Below are 15,723 nucleotides of genomic sequence, written 5' to 3'. Positions count from 1 at the left end.
TGTGCCCCACGCTCCGGGCAGGCCGTAAACTCGAGGGATGTGCGGAATCGTAGGTTATGTCGGTAACAACTCCAGTCTCGATGTTCTGATGGGCGGTCTGGGTCGCCTCGAGTACCGGGGATACGACTCCGCGGGCGTGGCGATCATCACCGACTCGGGTGACCTCGTGACCCGCAAGCGCGCGGGAAAGCTGGCCGTCCTGGCCGCCGACCTGGAGGCATCCGCTCTCACCGACGGGCGCACGGGCATCGGCCACACCCGCTGGGCGACGCACGGTGGCCCCACCGATGTCAACGCGCATCCGCACCTCAGTGCCGACGGCCGCATCGCCCTGATCCACAACGGCATCATCGAGAACTTCGCCGTTCTGCGCGACGAGCTGCTCGCCGACGGGTACACCTTCGAGAGCGAGACCGACACCGAGGTCGCCGCCAAGCTGCTGGGTCGGGAGTACCTCGAGGGCGAGGGCGGTCTCTCCGCCGCGCTCGGCCGTGTCGTCGCCCGCCTCGAGGGTGCGTTCACGCTGCTGGCCCTGCACCAGGACGAGCCGGGTGTCGTCGTCGGCGCTCGCCGCAACTCGCCCCTCGTCATCGGCCTCGGAGACGGCGAGAACTTCCTCGGCTCCGACGTCGCCGCCTTCATCGAGCACACGCGGCGCGCCATGGAGATCGGCCAGGACCAGATCGTCACGATCACCCCCGACTCCGTCTCGGTCACCGACTTCGCCGGCAACGGTGTGGAGGCCCACGAGTACGAGGTGTCGTGGGACGCCTCCGCCGTCGAGAAGGGCGGCTGGTCGAGCTTCATGGCGAAGGAGATCAGCGAGCAGCCCGAGGCCGTCTCGAACACCCTTCTGGGCCGCATCCACAACGACCACGTCGTGCTGGGCGAGCTCGAGGGCATCGATTCGTTGCTCACCTCGATCGACCGCATCGTGATCCTGGGCTGCGGCACCGCCGCCTACTCGGCGATGCTCGGCAAGTACGCCATCGAGAAGTGGGCCCGCATCCCCGTGGAGGTCGAGCTCTCGCACGAGTTCCGCTACCGCGACCCGGTCGTCAACGAGGGCACCCTCGTCATCTCGATCAGCCAGTCCGGCGAGACCATGGACACGTTGGTCGCCGTTCAGGAGGCCAAGGCCAAGGGCGCCCGCACCCTCTCGATCTGCAACACCCAGGGCGCCACCATCCCGCGCGAGTCCGACGCCGTCATCTACACGCACGCGGGCCCCGAGGTCGCCGTCGCGTCGACCAAGGCGTTCATCGCCCAGATCACCGCGCTCTACCTCTTCGGCCTGCACCTCGCGCGAGTGCGACAGGCCCTCGACGACGAGACGATCGCGAGCTCGATCGTCGAGCTCCAGGGCATTCCCGACAAGATCCGCTGGGTGCTCGAGCAGCACGGCGACATCACCGAGCTGGCCAACTGGATGAGCGACTCGCGCGCCGTTCTCTTCCTCGGGCGCCACGTCGGTTTCCCCGTCGCCCTCGAGGGCGCGCTGAAGCTGAAAGAGCTGGCCTACATCCACGCCGAGGGATTCGCGGCCGGCGAGCTCAAGCACGGCCCCATCGCGCTGATCGAGCCGGGGCAGCCCGTGTTCGTCGTGGTGCCGAGCCCGCGCCACCCCAACTCGCTGCACGCCAAGGTCGTGTCGAACATCCAGGAGATCAAGGCCCGAGGCGCCAAGGTGCTGGCGATCGCCGAAGAGGGCGACGTGGCCGTGCTGCCGTACGCGTCCGAGGTCTTCCGCATCCCGCTCGCCGGCCCGCTGTTCGAGCCGCTCCTGGCCGTCATTCCGCTGCAGATCTTCGCCATGGAACTGGCGACGGCCAAGGGGCTCGACGTCGACCAGCCGCGCAACCTGGCCAAGTCCGTCACCGTCGAGTAGGGGCCTGCGGTGATCGTGGGCATCGGCGTCGACCTGGTCGACGTGCCCCGGTTCGTGGGGTCGATCGACCGCACGCCGGGTCTCGTCGAGCGGCTGTTCGCCGAGGGCGAACGCCGGAGGTCGCCTCGGTCGCTCGCCGCCCGGTTCGCCGCCAAGGAGGCGCTCATCAAGGCGCTCGGAGACTCCTCGGGATTCCGCTGGCACGACATGGAGGTCGTGACCGACGAGGACGGAAAGCCGTCGTTCCTTCTCGGCGGACAGGTCGCAGAGACCGCGCGCGCTCGCGGTGTGGGGGTCATCCACCTCTCGCTCAGCCACGACGGCGACTCGGCGTTCGCCTTCGTCGTCGCGGAGCGCACGCCGTGACCGTCGCAGACGGCGCGGCTTCGGAGTCGGTGGCGATCATCGACCTGTCGGCCGTCGCCCGGAACGTCTCCCGGTTCGTCTCGCTCGCAGACGGAGCCCAGGTCATGGTCGTGGTCAAGGCCAACGGCTACGGCCACGGTGCGGTCGAGGTGGCCCGCGCGGCGATCGAGGGCGGCGCCGCCTGGCTCGGCGTCGCCGATCTCGCCGAGGCGTTCGAGCTTCGCGACGCGCGCATCGATGCGCCCGTGCTCGCGTGGCTGCACGAGTCGCACGAGAACTTCACGGCGGCGATCGATGCCGGCATCGACATCGGGGTGAGCGACCTCGCCCAGCTCGACTCGGTCGCCCGGGCACAGCAGGCTGTCGGCGATGGTCCGGCCTCCGTTCATCTCAAGCTCGACACCGGGCTGGGGCGGAACGGTGCCGACGAGCCGAACTGGGTCCACCTTTTCGCCGAGGCTCGTCGGCTCGAGCTCGCCGGACTGCTGCGCGTGCGCGGCATCTTCAGTCACCTCGCGAACGCAGACGACTCGGAGGATGCCCGGCAGCTCGAGCGACTCCATCGCGGCATCGAGGCCGCGCGGCGCGCGGGCCTTCAGCCCCAGCTGCGGCACCTGGCGTCGACGGCCGCGACTCTCCGCCTGCCGCCCATGCGGCTCGACCTGGTGCGCGTCGGCATCGGCGCCTACGGGCTCTCTCCCTTCGACGACGGAGGATCCGCCGAGCTCGGGTTGCAGCCGGCCATGACGCTGCGCAGCACCGTGGTCGCCGTCGCCCCGTCGTCCGACGCCGATTTTGCAGCTCACTCGGGCATCGTGCCCCTGGGCTACGGCGACGGGATACCTCCGCAGGCCGCAGGCCGCATCCATGTCACCGGCGATGCCGGCTCGCTGCTCGTGACCCGCATCGAGTCCGATCACCTCGTCGTCGAACCCGTGTCGCCGGGCGTCGACGTCGTGCGCGGAGACACCGTGACGCTCTTCGGCGACCCTGAAGGGGGATTCACCGCCGTCGATGACTGGGCCAGGGCCGCCGACACGATCAACTACGAGATCGTCACCCGTCTGGGCGGGCGCGTGGCCAGGGAGTACACCTCATGACCGGCACCGACTCGGGGCTCGGTCGCGAGGCGGCCGTCGATCTCGTCGCGTTCCGACTCAACGTGGCGCTCCTCGCGGCCCGCGCGGTCGGCGGCCCCCTCGTGATCGACATGACGGCGGATGCCTATGGCCACGGACTCGTGCCGCTCGCGCGTGCGGCGGCCGAGTCGGGCGCGGACATCCTCAGCGTGCGAGACCAGGCCGACGCCGACGCCATCGCCGAAGCGCACATCGGCATCGACGTGCGCTGCTGGCATACGAGGAGGTTCGCCGTTCCTCCCGCAGGATCCGGCATCGCCGCCTTCGGGTTCGGCATGGAGCTCACCGACGGGGCGCCCGAGGGGGTCGTGCCGGTCATGCGCGTGTCCGCTCCCGTGCTCTCGGTCAAGAGGGTGCCGGAGGGCCACGGAGTCTCCTACGGCTTCGTCTACCGCACGCCGCGGGAGACGACGCTGGCGCTCGTTCCCCTCGGCTACGCCGACGGCCTTCCCCGGGCGGCCACAGGCTCGGGCCGCATGGCCGTGGGAGGCACGCAGTATCCCATCGTCGGGCGCATCGCCATGGATCAGGTCGTGCTCGACGTCGGCGACGCGCAGGTCGCTCCCGGCGACCGCGCCGTCGCCTTCGGTGCCGGCGTCGACGGCGAGCCCACGGCGGCCGACTGGGCCGAGGCGACCCGGTCGACGGCCGGCGAGATCCTCGCCCGCATCGGTCGTCGCGTACCCCGTCGCTACATCGATCGAGAGGTGAACCGATGAGCGCCGTGAACAGGCAGACGACCATCGAGACGCCCGAGCAGATGGCGCAACTCGCGCACGAGGTGGCCTCGTGGCTCGCCGCCGGCGACGTGGTTCTGCTCACGGGCGAACTGGGCGCGGGCAAGACCACCTTCACCCGCGGTCTCGGCCAGGCGCTCGGGGTGAGGGGCGCGGTGACGAGCCCGACCTTCGTGCTGGCGCGCACGCATCCGCGCCTCGACCCGGGCGCGCCCGCCCTCGTGCACGTCGACGCCTATCGGCTCTCGACCGCGGTGGAGCTCGACGACCTCGACATCGACTTCGCCCGCTCGATCGTGGTCGTCGAGTGGGGCGCGGGCCTCATCGAGGAGCTGACCGACTCGTGGCTGTCGATCACGATCGACCGGCCGCGCGGCGCATCCGACGACCCGGATGCCGATGGCCGCGACGACGAGGAGCCGATCGAACCGCGTACGGTCACCATCGACGGCGTGGGCCCCCGCTGGCAGTGAGCGGCGGGGGGCCGGGGCTGCTCCCGGGCGGCTAATCTGGAACACGTGCTTCTGGCCATCGACACTTCCGCGGGTACCTCCGTCGCCATCGTCGACCCGTCGACCGGCCGCATCGTGGCCGAACGGTCGACGCCCGACACCATGAGGCACGCCGAGGTGATCGGCACCCTGCTCGCCGAGGTGCTCGAGGCCGCCGCGGTGAGGCCGTCCGCGCTCGACGGTGTCGTCGTGGGCATGGGCCCCGGGCCCTTCACCGGCCTTCGGGTCGGCATCGCGGCCGCGCGCACCTTCGCCCTCGGCGCGGGGCTCCCGCTGCTTCCGATGGTCAGCGCCGACGCCGTGGCGCTCCAGCAGGCGCTCGCCGGCGCCTCGGACACGGTGATCGTGGTGACCGACGCCCGCCGCAAAGAGGTCTTCTGGTCGCTGTACGAGCTGTCGGGCGCCGAGCCCGTACGCATCGACGGCCCCGGACTCGCCCGGCCCGACTCGCTTCCGCACACGCACGCCCGGCGAGTGGATGCGGCCGAGATCCCCGCCGCGCAGCTCGCCCTGGCCGCGGCCGCCCTCGTCGAGGCGGGCAGGCCCCTCGCATCCGACGACGCGCTCTACCTGCGCTCGCCCGACGTGACCATGCCATCCGGCATCAAGCGGGTGACCCGGTGACCTGGCAGCTGCGCCGGGCCGGTGTCGACGACCTCGACGCCATCATGCGCATCGAGTCGAGCGTGTTCACGACCGACGCGTGGACCCCCGACGCGATGAGGGCCGACCTCGCGAGCGAGCACTGCTACTACGTCGTCGCGCTGCCCGCCTCCGACCCTCCCTCGAGCACGACGATCGCGGGTTACGCCGGTCTTCTCGCTCCCCGCGGGGCGAAGGAGGGCGACATCCAGACCATCGCCGTCGCTCCCGAGGCCCGCCGGAACGGTCTCGGTCGTGTGCTGATGACGAGCCTGTTGAACGAGGCGCGTCGTCGCGGTGCCCGGGAGGTGTTCCTCGAGGTGCGCGCAGACAATCCTCATGCCGAGGCGCTCTACGAGTCGCTGGGCTTCGAGCGCCTCGGAGTGCGAGCCGGCTACTACCAGCCCGACAACGTCGACGCCATCGTCATGCGAGCTGCGGTTCCGCAGCCTCAGACTCGGTGGACGGGCGCAGACCAGGTCGAGGAGATCGAACCGTGAACACCGAGAACCCCCTCGTTCTGGGCATCGAGACGTCGTGCGACGAGACCGGTGTCGGAATCGTGCGGGGCACCACCCTGCTGAGCAACACGATCTCCTCGTCGATGGACGAGCACGCGCGCTACGGGGGAGTCGTCCCGGAGGTCGCCGCGCGGGCGCACCTCGAGGCCATGACGCCCGCCATCACGACCGCTCTGGCCGACGCCGGCGTGACCCTCGACGAGATCGACGCGATCGCCGTCACCAGCGGACCCGGCCTCGCGGGTGCGCTCATGGTCGGAGTCGGCGCGGCGAAGGCGCTGGCGCTGGCGCTGGAGAAGCCGATCTACGCCGTCAACCACCTCGTCGGCCATGTCGGCGCCGACGTTCTGCGAGCCCCGGTCGACGGGGCTGTCGACGCGCTCGCGGGCGACGAGGCGCCGATCCAGTACCCCACCATCGCCCTGCTCGTGTCGGGTGGGCACACGTCGCTGCTCCTCGTTCGCGACCTGGTGTCCGACGTCGAGCTTCTGGGCGAGACCATCGACGACGCCGCGGGGGAGGCCTTCGACAAGGTCGCCCGCCTGCTCGGGCTGCCCTACCCCGGCGGGCCGGAGATCGACCGGGCGGCCGTCGGCGGCGATCCCAAGGCCATCCGGTTCCCCCGCGGGCTGAGCCTGCCGAAAGACCACGAGGCCCACCGCTACGACTTCTCCTTCTCCGGCCTGAAGACGGCCGTCGCCCGCTGGGTCGAGAAGAAGCAGGACGCGGGCGAGGATGTTCCCCTCTCCGACGTGGCGGCGAGCTTCCGCGAGGCGGTCGTCGACGTGTTGATCACCAAGGCCCTCGCTGCCTGCGCCGAGTACGGGGTTCCGCGTCTCCTTCTGGGTGGCGGCGTCGTGGCCAACGCGCGGGTCCGCGAGGTCGCCGCAGCGCGTGCCGCGTCTGCGGGGGTCGCCCTGCGCATCCCGCCCCTGAGCCTGTGCACCGACAACGGAGCCATGATCGCGGCCCTCGGGGCGCAGCTGATCATGGCGGGGCACGCGCCCTCGGGGCTCGGATTCGGCGCCGACTCGACCCTGCCTGTCACCGAGATCCAGGTCGGATAGGCTCGGTTCCATGTCGAGCCAGCCTGCTTTCGCGCCGTACTCGCCCGATCCGGCCACGGCCCAGCCGTCGTCTCCTCCCGCGTCCGCGCCGGCCCGCAGGACGCTCAACATGCCGGCCCTCTTCGCGGCCATCACCGGCATCCTGCTCATCTCGCCCGTCGCCATCGTGCTCGGTCACATCGGCATCGTGCAGGTTCGCCGCCGCCGGCAGTCCGGCCTGGTGTTCGCCATCGTCGGCCTCATTCTCGGATATCTGGGGTTCGTCGCGACCGTCGCGGCGCTCGTGGCGCTCGTCGTGTTCGTGAACTCGGGCCCGACGCCGCCCACAACGTTCTGATCCCACGGGCGTGCCGGGCGTCGGCTAATCGGGGTGTCCCGTAGATGTGGGTGACTGGGCTTCAGTAGGGTGGACCCATGACTGATCCCAATACCCCGTCGACCGAGGGCACGCCGTCGGTCCCCCCGCTGCCTCCCACCGCTCCGTCCGCGCCCGCGGCACCCAGCTACGGCGCGCCGAGCGCGCCCTCCGCGCCGCCCGCCTACACGCCGCCCGCCGAGTCGACTCCGTCGTACGGAGCACCGAGCTACCAGCAGGCGCCTCCGGCCAACCCCTACGCGCAGGCTCCGAACGGCGCCGCTCCCTACGGCCAGCCCTACTCGCCGGTCGCCGCTGCTCCGAAGACCCTCAGCCTCATCGGCATGATCGCCGGTATCGTCGGCGTCGTCATCTCGCTGTTCAGCGGTGGCTTCGGTCTGATCTTCTCGATCGGTGCCGTCGTCCTCGGATTCCTCGGCAAGAAGCGTGAGCCGGCCGCGAAGGGCTTCTGGCTCACCGCGATCATCACGGGCTTCGCAGGCATCGGCATCTCGGTCATCTGGGGCATCGTCTGGGTGCTCATCTTCGTGTCGGCTGCGTCCTCCGGGTACAGCAGCTACTGAGTCATTCACCCGAAACGCCCTCCGTCGTCTGACGGAGGGCGTTTTTTTCGTCGAGGGTCAGACGCGCTCGGCGAGGATGGCCGTGTGCCGACCGGCCACACGGGTCAGCACCAGGGTCGCCTCGCCGTCGCCCGACAACGACAGCCGTCGCCGCAGAACGGCCGGGTCGATGTCGACGCCGCGCTTCTTGATCTCGAGCCGACCGATGCCTCGACGCCGCAGCTCCTTCTTCAGCTTCGATTCGTCGCTGGGAAGGGTGTCGACGACGCGGAACGCCGCCACGAACGGCGATGAGACCAGGTCGTCGGAGGTGAGGTAGGCGATCTGCTCGCTCAGCATGCGGGCGCCCAGCGACCGCGCGAGATCACCGATCAGGCGTGCCCGGATGACGGAACCGTCCGGTTCGTACAGGTAGGTGCCGAGTTCGCCCGTCTCGGCGTCGGGACTGTCGCCCTCTGCGACCAGCTCGGCGCTGGCCCCGCCGCGCAGCACGAGCGCACTGCGGGCGATGCCGGGTCGCGCGAGCGAGCCGAACCACAGGCTGTTCTCGACGAGCTGGCCGTCGACCGAGATCCACTGGGCCTCGGCCTCGTCGGGGATGAGCGACCGGTCGAACCCGGGGCCGAGCTTGATGCCCGTCGGCAGCCTGCGGGCCACGCCGAACGCGAAGTCGAGGGAGGGGGAGTAGTCGCGCGGGTCGGGCAGGCGCCTGGTATCCGCGTGCCCTGCCGTGCGTCGGGCCGGGTCGAGGTAGACGGACTCGACCGAGGCGAGGTCGTGGTCTGCGGCGTCGCCGAGGCTCACCGTCACGTTGGTGAACGGCGCGAGGTTGTACGAGGCGATCGCCGCGGTCACCTCGTCGAGCTCGACGGCCTGCACGTCGAGGTCGAGCGCGGCGAAGGCCAGCGCATCGGCACCGATGCCGCACCCCAGGTCTGCCACGCTCCGGATGCCGGCGCTCTGGTATCGGCCGGCATGGAGTGCGGCGACCCGCAGGCGCGTGGCCTGCTCGAGACCCGCCTCGGTGAACAGCATTCGCGATGCGAACTCCCCGAACTTGGCCGTAGCCTTCGCCCGCAGACGCGACTGGGTGAGTACCGCCGACACGAGGTCGGCCGGGTGTCCGTCGCGGCGGAGCGCGGCGACGGTCTTCACGATGTCGGTGGAATCGCTGTACGGCGGAAGGGAGTCGAGCAGGCGCAGGGCCGTCGACGTCATCACCAGGCCGAGCTCGTCCTTGTTCATTCGTTGAGCCTGTTCACCCCGTCAGCCTAGACGTCAGTCATGGGGCGCGGCGTGCCGTTGCCGGTTGGCACTCGGATTGACCGAGTGCCAGTGCACCCCCTAAACTCGTCTTAGCACTCTCGGTGTGAGTGTGCTAATCAGACGTGAAGAAAGAAGAGGTCAACCGTGTCGGTCTCCATCAAGCCGCTCGAGGATCGCATCGTCATCCGCCAGGTCGAGGCGGAGCAGACCACCGCTTCGGGCCTGGTCATCCCTGACACTGCCAAAGAGAAGCCCCAGGAAGGCGAGGTCGTGGCCGTGGGTCCCGGTCGCGTCGACGACAACGGCAACCGCGTTCCGATCGACGTCGCCGTGGGCGACAAGGTCATCTACTCCAAGTACGGCGGAACCGAGGTCAAGTACGGCGGAGAAGACCTGCTCGTGCTGTCGGCTCGCGACGTGCTCGCCGTGGTCGTTCGCTGACCTACGACATGTGTTAGCGAACCTCGCTAAACAGACAAAGACCCGGATGGCTCTGCCATCCGGGTCTTTTTCGTTGTCGGGCGAGGTTCGGCGCTCGGTGCCGGAGGTAGCATTCGTTGAGTGTCCCGCCCCGCCGTCCCTCCCGCCTCAGCCCCGCAGACCGACGAGCAGCCGTCGCGGTCGGGCATCCTCTACGCCGTAGGCGCCTACACGATGTGGGGTTTCCTCCCCGCCTACTTCCTGCTGCTGCTTCCCTCGGGCCCGTTCGAGATCGTGGCCGTGCGCATCTTCTTCTCGCTGGCCTTCTGCGCCCTCGTCATCACCGTGACGCGCGCCTGGCCGGCGTTCCTGGCCATCGTGCGCCAGCCGCGGCTGCTGTTCACGATGGGCCTCGCAGGCGTGCTGATCTATGTGAACTGGCAGACCTACGTGATCGGCGCCACGACCGGGCACGTGGTGGAGACCGCGCTCGGTTATTTCATCAACCCGATCGTCACCATCCTGCTCGGCGTCGTGATCCTGGGCGAGCGACTGCGCATCGCCCAGTGGGTGGCGCTCGGAATCAGCGTGATCGCCGTGGGAGTGCTGACCGTCGGCTTCGGCTCGGTTCCGTGGATCGCCCTGATCCTGGCGTTCTCCTTCGGGCTCTACGGCTTCGTGAAGAAGAGGGTCGGTCCCTCCGTCGATGCCGTGTCGGGCCTCACCCTCGAGACGCTCTGGCTCCTTCCCGTGGCGGCGGTGCAGGCCATCGTCGTGGCATCGACCGCACCGGGCCTCGCGTTCGGATCCTCGGGCGCCGCCCACGTCGCGCTCATGATCGGCGCGGGAGTCATCACCGCGGTTCCCCTGCTGCTCTTCGCATCGGCGGCGAAGCGGCTGCCGCTCATCTACATGGGGTTCATCCAGTACGTGGCCCCGATCCTGCAGTTCCTCTTCGGAGTGTTCATCATGGGCGAGCCCATGCCGCTCGAGAGATGGCTCGGCTTCGGTCTCGTCTGGCTCGCCCTGATCGTGCTCACCGTCGACATGATCAGAACGTCGAGAGCAGGCCGGATGCCCGTCTCTGAGCCGGTCTGACGGGGAGAAGGTAACGATTGGGTCGCGTTACACGCCCGTAACAGGAATGTATTGTCGGTGCGACTTTGGGCCGTTAGCTTTACAGCACGGCCAACTTCGTTATGCCGTGCACCACAAAACAATCACATTCAAGGAGCATCATGGGCGTATTCGCCAAGACCGGTTCCCGGTCGCTGAAGACCACCCTGGGTGGCGCGGCCATCCTGGGAATCAGCGCGCTCGTTCTCGTCGGCTGCTCGAGCGGCTCGACCGACAGCGGCAGCGACTCCGGTGACCTGTCCCTCAAGATCGGCACGATCCTTCCCCAGACCGGCACGCTCGCTGTGCTCGGCCCGCCCGAGATCGCCGGTGTCGACCTGGCCGCGAAAGACATCAATGACGCCAAAGCCGGCCTCACGATCGACGTGACCCAGAAGGACTCGGGCGACACCACCACCGACATCGCCTCGCAGTCGGCGACCTCGCTCCTCGCCGATGGCGTCTCCGCCATCGTCGGTGCCGCATCGTCGGGCGTTTCGAAGACGTTCATCGACCAGGTCACCCAGGCCGGCGTCATCCAGATCTCGCCCGCCAACACCTCGCCCGACTTCACGTCGTACGAAGACGACGGATACTACTGGCGCACCGCCCCGTCCGATGTCCTCCAGGGTCGCATCCTCGGAAACAAGATCATCAAGGACGGCAAGACCAACGTCTCGATCCTCTACATGAACGACGCCTACGGCACCGGTCTCGAGGAGAACGTCAAGGCAGCCCTCGAGGCGGGCGGCGCCACCGTCGGCGCGGAAGAGACCTTCGAGCCGGCATCCACCGACTTCAACTCGGCACTCACCAGCGTTCTCGCGACCGACCCCGACGCCCTGGTCGTCATCTCGTTCGACGAGATCAAGACCATCGCCGAGCAGCTCGCGGCGAAGGGCTTCGACTTCTCGAAGTTCTACGGCACCGACGGAAACTACGGCGTCATCACCGATAAAGACACCAACGTCGACATCGCGGGTGCGCAGTTCACCAACCCCGGCGTCGAGGCCAAGACCGAGTTCCAGGACAAGCTCCAGGCCCTCGTCAAGGAGCAGGGCAACGACGAGCTGACCGTGTTCAGCTACGCCGCCGAGTCCTACGACGCCACCACGCTGCTGGCTCTCGCCTCCCTCCAGGGTGGCGCGACCGACGGTGCGACCATCAAGGACAACCTGCAGTCGGTCTCTGAAGAGGGCACCAAGTGCGAGTCGTTCGCCGACTGCGCCAAGCTCATCGCCGATGGCGAAGACATCGACTACGAGGGTCTCTCGGGCCCCATCACGTTCGACGAGAACGGCGACCCGACCGAGGCCTACGTGTCGATCTACAAGTACGACACCGGCAACAAGACCTCCTTCGAGGAGCAGGTCTTCGGCAAGCTCGACTAATTCTCTGACCTGTTAGAGAAGAGGGGCTCGGTCTTCGGACCGGGCCCCTTCGTCGTGCCTGCGGCGGCGAGGGGCCGTCAGCTCCAGTGGCAGTAGTCGTGGGCGATGTAGTCGTAGATCTGACCGCGTACCGCGTCGGTCACGCCGATGTAGAAGGTTCCCTCGCCGCCAGAGTCGGTCGTCACCTCGAAGGGGAAGAATGTACCCCTCTTGTCCTCGGCGACCGTGTGCGTGTTGCAGTTGTTGGGCACGATGTCGAGGGTGACGACGGAGGCCGGGTCGGAGGCGGTGTAGGTGGCCCCGACCGGCCAGGAGTCGGCCGCGGGCGGCCTGATGAGGATCGTGCGGCCTATCGCATCGATCGTCACGGCGCCGGCGGCACCCGATGCCCCGCGAGGCGTGATCGCGATGTCGAGCTGCGCCGTCGGAACGCCGGCGACATCCACCACGCGCAGCGTGTCCGCCGGAACGATGTCGACGATCGAGAGCGTCGTCTCCTCGAGGCAGTCCTGGGCGTGCACGCGCGCGATCGCGCCGAATCTATCGCCCGGCGTCACCGTGGCCTCTCCGGCCCGCCCGTCGGACGTCTCGAACTCGATCCGCACCCGTGTGTCCTCGGGCGTTCCCGGGGCGCACACGGTCTCTCCGAGCACCACCCGCAGATCGCGGGTCACCCCGTCAGGAATCTCCGATGCCCGTTCGGTGGACGCCTCGGTCGCGAAGACGGAGCTCTCGAGGGTCGCCCGTGTGACCGTGATGGCGCCGTCGCCACCGTTGGCGACCTTGATCTCGAGCCGCCTCGGCCCGTAGTCGTCGCGATTCTGCTGGATGCCGACGGTCACGCTTTTGGGGAGGGCGTCGAGCCGGGCGGGTGCCTGGCACGCGGAAAGGCCCAGCACCCCGGCCGCCACGGCGCCCATGAGGGCGATTCGTGGGGCGCGGGTGCCGGGCCTCAGCATGGTGGAAAGGGTCAGCCGCCCACCGTGGGCGTCGAGGTGGTGACCTCGTTCGTCGTGGCGAGGGTTCCGAGGTAGAGCTCGATGACCTTGGGGTCGTTCATGAGGTCGCGGCCCGGGCCCTCGTACGCGTCCTTGCCCTGGTCGAGAACGTACCCGCGGTCGCAGATCTGCAGCGCGCGTCGGGCGTTCTGCTCCACGATCATGATCGAGACGCCGGCGCGGTTGATGCGCTGCACGTTCACGAACGTCTCATCCTGTCGCATGGGGGAGAGGCCTGCGCTCGGCTCGTCGAGGAGGAGCATGCTCGGATCCATCATCAGGGCTCGAGACATGGCCACCATCTGCCGTTCTCCGCCGGAGAGGGAGCCGGCGCGCTGCTTGAGCCGCTTCGACAGCTCGGGGAAGAGATCCTCGACGAAGGCCAGACGCGTCTTGAAGAGCTTGGGCTTCTGGTACATGCCCATCTCGAGGTTCTCCTCGATGGTGAGCGAGGGGAAGACGTTGTTGTTCTGCGGCACGAAGCCCACGCCCTTCGACACCAGCTTGTCGGCCTTGAGGCCGGTGATGTCTTCTCCATTGAGCTCGACGGTGCCGCTCCGGATGTTCACGAGGCCGAAGATGGCCTTCAGCAGCGTGGACTTGCCCGCGCCGTTCGGGCCGATGATGCCGACGAGTTCGCCGCGCTTGACGTAGACGTTCGACCCGTTCAGGATGTTGACGCCCGGAACGTAGCCGGCGAAGAGCTCACTGGTGACGAGAACGCGCTCGGTATCGGTGCTCACTTCTTCTCCTCTGTATCGACCGGTGTCGATGGGGCGTCGGCGGTCGGTGCCGACTCGTGGCCGGGAACGGCGATGCCGGCGGCCTCCGCGTCGTGCTCCACCTCGTTGCGGATCAGGTCGGACTGCATGTCCTCCGCCACCTCGAGCTGCCCCTCGATGGTTCCGAGGTCGGTTGCGTGGTGGGCGCCGAGGTAGGCGTCGATGACCGCGGGGTCGGACATGACGGTCGAGGGCGGGCCCTCGGCGACGACCTTGCCCTCGGCCATCACGACCACCCAGTCGGCGATCGTGTTGACCATGTGCATGTCGTGCTCGACGAAGAGCACGGTCATGCCCTCGTCTTTCAGGTTCACGATGTGGCCGAGCAGCGACTGCGTCAGTGCCGGGTTCACACCGGCCATCGGCTCGTCGAGCATCACGAGTTCGGGGCTCGACATCAGCGCGCGTGCCATCTCGAGCAGCTTCTTCTGTCCGCCGGACAGGCTCGAGGCGTAGTCGTCTTTCTTGGTGTCGAGCTTGAACTTGGCGAGCAGCTGCATGGCCCGTTCGGTGATCTCGTCCTCCTTCGCCTTCCACAGAGGCTTGAAGAGCGAGACGAAGATGTTCTCTCCACCCTGCTTCGTGGCTCCGAGGCGCATGTTCTCGAGCACGGTCATGCCGCTGAGCGCCTTCGTGAGCTGGAAGGTGCGGACCATGCCCATGCGCGAGACCTTGAACGCCGGCACGCCGGCCAGGCTCTTGCCCTTGAAGGTCCAGTTGCCGGTGTTCGGCTTGTCGAACCCGGTGAGCAGGTTGAAGAACGTGGTCTTGCCGGCGCCGTTCGGGCCGATGAGGGCCGTGATCGAGCCGCGAGGGATCTCGAGGTGGGCGACGTCGACCGCGGTGAGGCCGCCGAAACGACGGCTGACCGCGTGCGCGACGACGATCGGGTCCTTCTTCTTGACGCCCGGAACGATCACATCGTCTGTGATGTCGGATACGAGAGTTTTTTCAGGCAAAGTGCAGATCCTTCTTCTTGCCGAAGATTCCTTGCGGACGGAATATCACGAGGAGCATCAGGGCGACGCCGACGATGATGAATCGGATCGGACCGGTCTGCGTGGTCGTGAGCGGGAGGACTCCGGCCTCGATGCCGAGGCTGAGGAGTCCGTCGGTGAGCGACAGGGTGACCCAGAAGATGATGGAACCCACCACAGGTCCGAACACGGTCGCCGCGCCACCGAGCAGCATGATCGTGTAAAGGAAGAACGTGAGCTGCGTTCCGTAGTTGTCGGGTTGCAGCGACCGGGGGAGGATGAACACGACTCCGGCCAGACCTCCGAGCACGCCACCCAGGATGAGCGCCTGGATCTTGTACGAGAACACGTTCTTTCCGAGCGAGCGCACTGCATCTTCGTCTTCGCGGATGCCCATGATGACACGGCCCCAGGGGCTGCGCATGAGCAGGAAGACGAGGAGGCACGCGAGGGCGACAAGGCCCCAGCCGACGATGCGGATCCACCACTGGTCCTGGTTGTAGACCAGGGGAGTGCCCATCAGACCCCAGCGGCCCTCGGGGAGCGGGTTGACGGCGTTGAACGCGCGCGCCGCGCCGTTGATGCCTTCCGAGCCGCCGGTGACGTCGGAGAACTCGGGCGTCTTGACCGACAATCGGATGATCTCGGCCGCGGCGATGGTCACGATGCTCAGATAGTCCGCCCTGAGTCTCAGCGTGGGTATTCCGAGGATCAGCGCGAAGATGGTGGCCGCGACGATCGCCGCGAGGAACGACCCCCAGAGCGGCCAGCTGTAGATCACCGACGTGATCGCGAAGGCGTAGCCGCCGACGGCCATGAATCCCGCCTGCCCGAAGTTGAGCAGGCCCGTGAAGCCGAAGTGAATGACGAGGCCGATGGTGGCCAGTGCGTAGGCCGCCACGGTGGGGTCGAATATCTGCCCGATTGCGAGCCAGATGAAATTGCCGTTCATAAGGACCTTC

The 15,723-nt window shown here is 68.1% G+C and carries 18 protein-coding genes; 13 read left to right on the top strand and 5 right to left on the bottom strand.

The features are described 5' to 3' along the window. The first annotated feature begins 37 nt into the window (after positions 1-37). The 10 genes from glmS (at position 38) to QCD70_RS13210 (ending at position 7,811) form a co-directional block, all read left to right on the top strand. The gene (glmS, locus tag QCD70_RS13255; protein ID WP_301217034.1) at positions 38-1,888 is read left to right on the top strand and encodes a glutamine--fructose-6-phosphate transaminase (isomerizing); all 1,851 of its coding nucleotides are present in this window, start codon (positions 38-40) and stop codon (positions 1,886-1,888) included. A 9-nt stretch (positions 1,889-1,897) separates the two neighbouring features. Next, positions 1,898-2,254 (top strand): holo-ACP synthase, encoded by a 357-nt coding sequence (locus QCD70_RS13250; protein WP_301217032.1) that lies wholly within the window; start codon positions 1,898-1,900, stop codon positions 2,252-2,254. Next, complete coding sequence (gene alr / locus QCD70_RS13245; RefSeq protein ID WP_301217030.1) at positions 2,251-3,354, top strand: alanine racemase; 1,104 nt, start codon at positions 2,251-2,253, stop codon at positions 3,352-3,354. The genes QCD70_RS13250 and alr overlap by 4 nt, the downstream gene beginning before the upstream one ends. Next, entirely contained in the window at positions 3,351-4,112 is a 762-nt protein-coding gene (locus QCD70_RS13240) for an alanine racemase (protein WP_301217002.1), read from the top strand. The genes alr and QCD70_RS13240 overlap by 4 nt, the downstream gene beginning before the upstream one ends. After that, positions 4,109-4,603: a tRNA (adenosine(37)-N6)-threonylcarbamoyltransferase complex ATPase subunit type 1 TsaE gene (gene tsaE, locus QCD70_RS13235; RefSeq protein WP_301217000.1), complete on the top strand. Its 495-nt coding sequence runs from the start codon at positions 4,109-4,111 to the stop codon at positions 4,601-4,603. Before QCD70_RS13240 ends, tsaE begins: the two co-directional genes overlap by 4 nt. Positions 4,604-4,648: 45 nt before the next feature. Next, positions 4,649-5,266 (top strand): tRNA (adenosine(37)-N6)-threonylcarbamoyltransferase complex dimerization subunit type 1 TsaB, encoded by a 618-nt coding sequence (tsaB, locus tag QCD70_RS13230; protein WP_301216998.1) that lies wholly within the window; start codon positions 4,649-4,651, stop codon positions 5,264-5,266. Then, positions 5,263-5,784 (top strand): ribosomal protein S18-alanine N-acetyltransferase, encoded by a 522-nt coding sequence (gene rimI / locus QCD70_RS13225; protein WP_301216996.1) that lies wholly within the window; start codon positions 5,263-5,265, stop codon positions 5,782-5,784. The genes tsaB and rimI overlap by 4 nt, the downstream gene beginning before the upstream one ends. Beyond that, a complete protein-coding gene (gene tsaD, locus QCD70_RS13220; RefSeq protein ID WP_301216994.1) occupies positions 5,781-6,872 on the top strand; it encodes a tRNA (adenosine(37)-N6)-threonylcarbamoyltransferase complex transferase subunit TsaD in 1,092 nt (363 codons plus the stop codon). Before rimI ends, tsaD begins: the two co-directional genes overlap by 4 nt. Before the next feature lie 10 nt (positions 6,873-6,882). Then, positions 6,883-7,209: a DUF4190 domain-containing protein gene (locus QCD70_RS13215; protein WP_301216992.1), complete on the top strand. Its 327-nt coding sequence runs from the start codon at positions 6,883-6,885 to the stop codon at positions 7,207-7,209. A gap of 77 nt (positions 7,210-7,286) precedes the next feature. Further along, positions 7,287-7,811 carry a DUF4190 domain-containing protein gene (locus QCD70_RS13210; RefSeq protein WP_301216990.1) on the top strand — a complete coding sequence of 175 codons (525 nt, stop codon included), beginning with the start codon at positions 7,287-7,289 and terminating at the stop codon, positions 7,809-7,811. 57 nt (positions 7,812-7,868) lie between these two features. Here QCD70_RS13210 and QCD70_RS13205 read toward each other — a convergent pair whose 3' ends face one another. Next, positions 7,869-9,056, bottom strand: a complete 1,188-nt coding sequence (locus tag QCD70_RS13205; protein WP_301216988.1) for a THUMP-like domain-containing protein — start codon at positions 9,054-9,056, stop codon at positions 7,869-7,871. Between the two features lie 165 nt (positions 9,057-9,221). Between QCD70_RS13205 and groES the strand changes: the two genes are divergently transcribed. From groES to QCD70_RS13190, 3 genes are all read left to right on the top strand, one after another. Further along, positions 9,222-9,518, top strand: coding sequence for a co-chaperone GroES (gene groES, locus QCD70_RS13200; protein WP_044440065.1), 297 nt, complete (start codon positions 9,222-9,224; stop codon positions 9,516-9,518). A gap of 120 nt (positions 9,519-9,638) precedes the next feature. Then, positions 9,639-10,595 carry an EamA family transporter RarD gene (gene rarD, locus QCD70_RS13195; protein ID WP_301216979.1) on the top strand — a complete coding sequence of 319 codons (957 nt, stop codon included), beginning with the start codon at positions 9,639-9,641 and terminating at the stop codon, positions 10,593-10,595. A 140-nt stretch (positions 10,596-10,735) separates the two neighbouring features. Then, positions 10,736-12,004, top strand: coding sequence for an ABC transporter substrate-binding protein (locus QCD70_RS13190; RefSeq protein WP_301216976.1), 1,269 nt, complete (start codon positions 10,736-10,738; stop codon positions 12,002-12,004). Between the two features lie 77 nt (positions 12,005-12,081). Here the strand turns inward: QCD70_RS13190 and QCD70_RS13185 are convergent, their stop codons facing one another. The 4 genes from QCD70_RS13185 to QCD70_RS13170 are packed head-to-tail and all read right to left on the bottom strand — an operon-like array spanning position 12,082 to position 15,713. Next, positions 12,082-12,963: a hypothetical protein gene (locus QCD70_RS13185; protein WP_301216974.1), complete on the bottom strand. Its 882-nt coding sequence runs from the start codon at positions 12,961-12,963 to the stop codon at positions 12,082-12,084. 11 nt (positions 12,964-12,974) lie between these two features. Beyond that, complete coding sequence (locus QCD70_RS13180) at positions 12,975-13,745, bottom strand: ABC transporter ATP-binding protein (RefSeq protein WP_301216972.1); 771 nt, start codon at positions 13,743-13,745, stop codon at positions 12,975-12,977. Next, complete coding sequence (locus QCD70_RS13175; protein ID WP_301216969.1) at positions 13,742-14,743, bottom strand: ABC transporter ATP-binding protein; 1,002 nt, start codon at positions 14,741-14,743, stop codon at positions 13,742-13,744. Before QCD70_RS13175 ends, QCD70_RS13180 begins: the two co-directional genes overlap by 4 nt. After that, positions 14,736-15,713: a branched-chain amino acid ABC transporter permease gene (locus QCD70_RS13170; protein WP_301216967.1), complete on the bottom strand. Its 978-nt coding sequence runs from the start codon at positions 15,711-15,713 to the stop codon at positions 14,736-14,738. Before QCD70_RS13170 ends, QCD70_RS13175 begins: the two co-directional genes overlap by 8 nt. Positions 15,714-15,723 lie beyond the last annotated feature (10 nt).

It is taken from the genome of Agreia sp. PsM10 (genome assembly GCF_030433855.1).
Taxonomy (GTDB): Bacteria; Actinomycetota; Actinomycetes; order Actinomycetales; family Microbacteriaceae; genus Agreia.
This window is presented reverse-complemented; position numbering and strand designations above follow the sequence as displayed.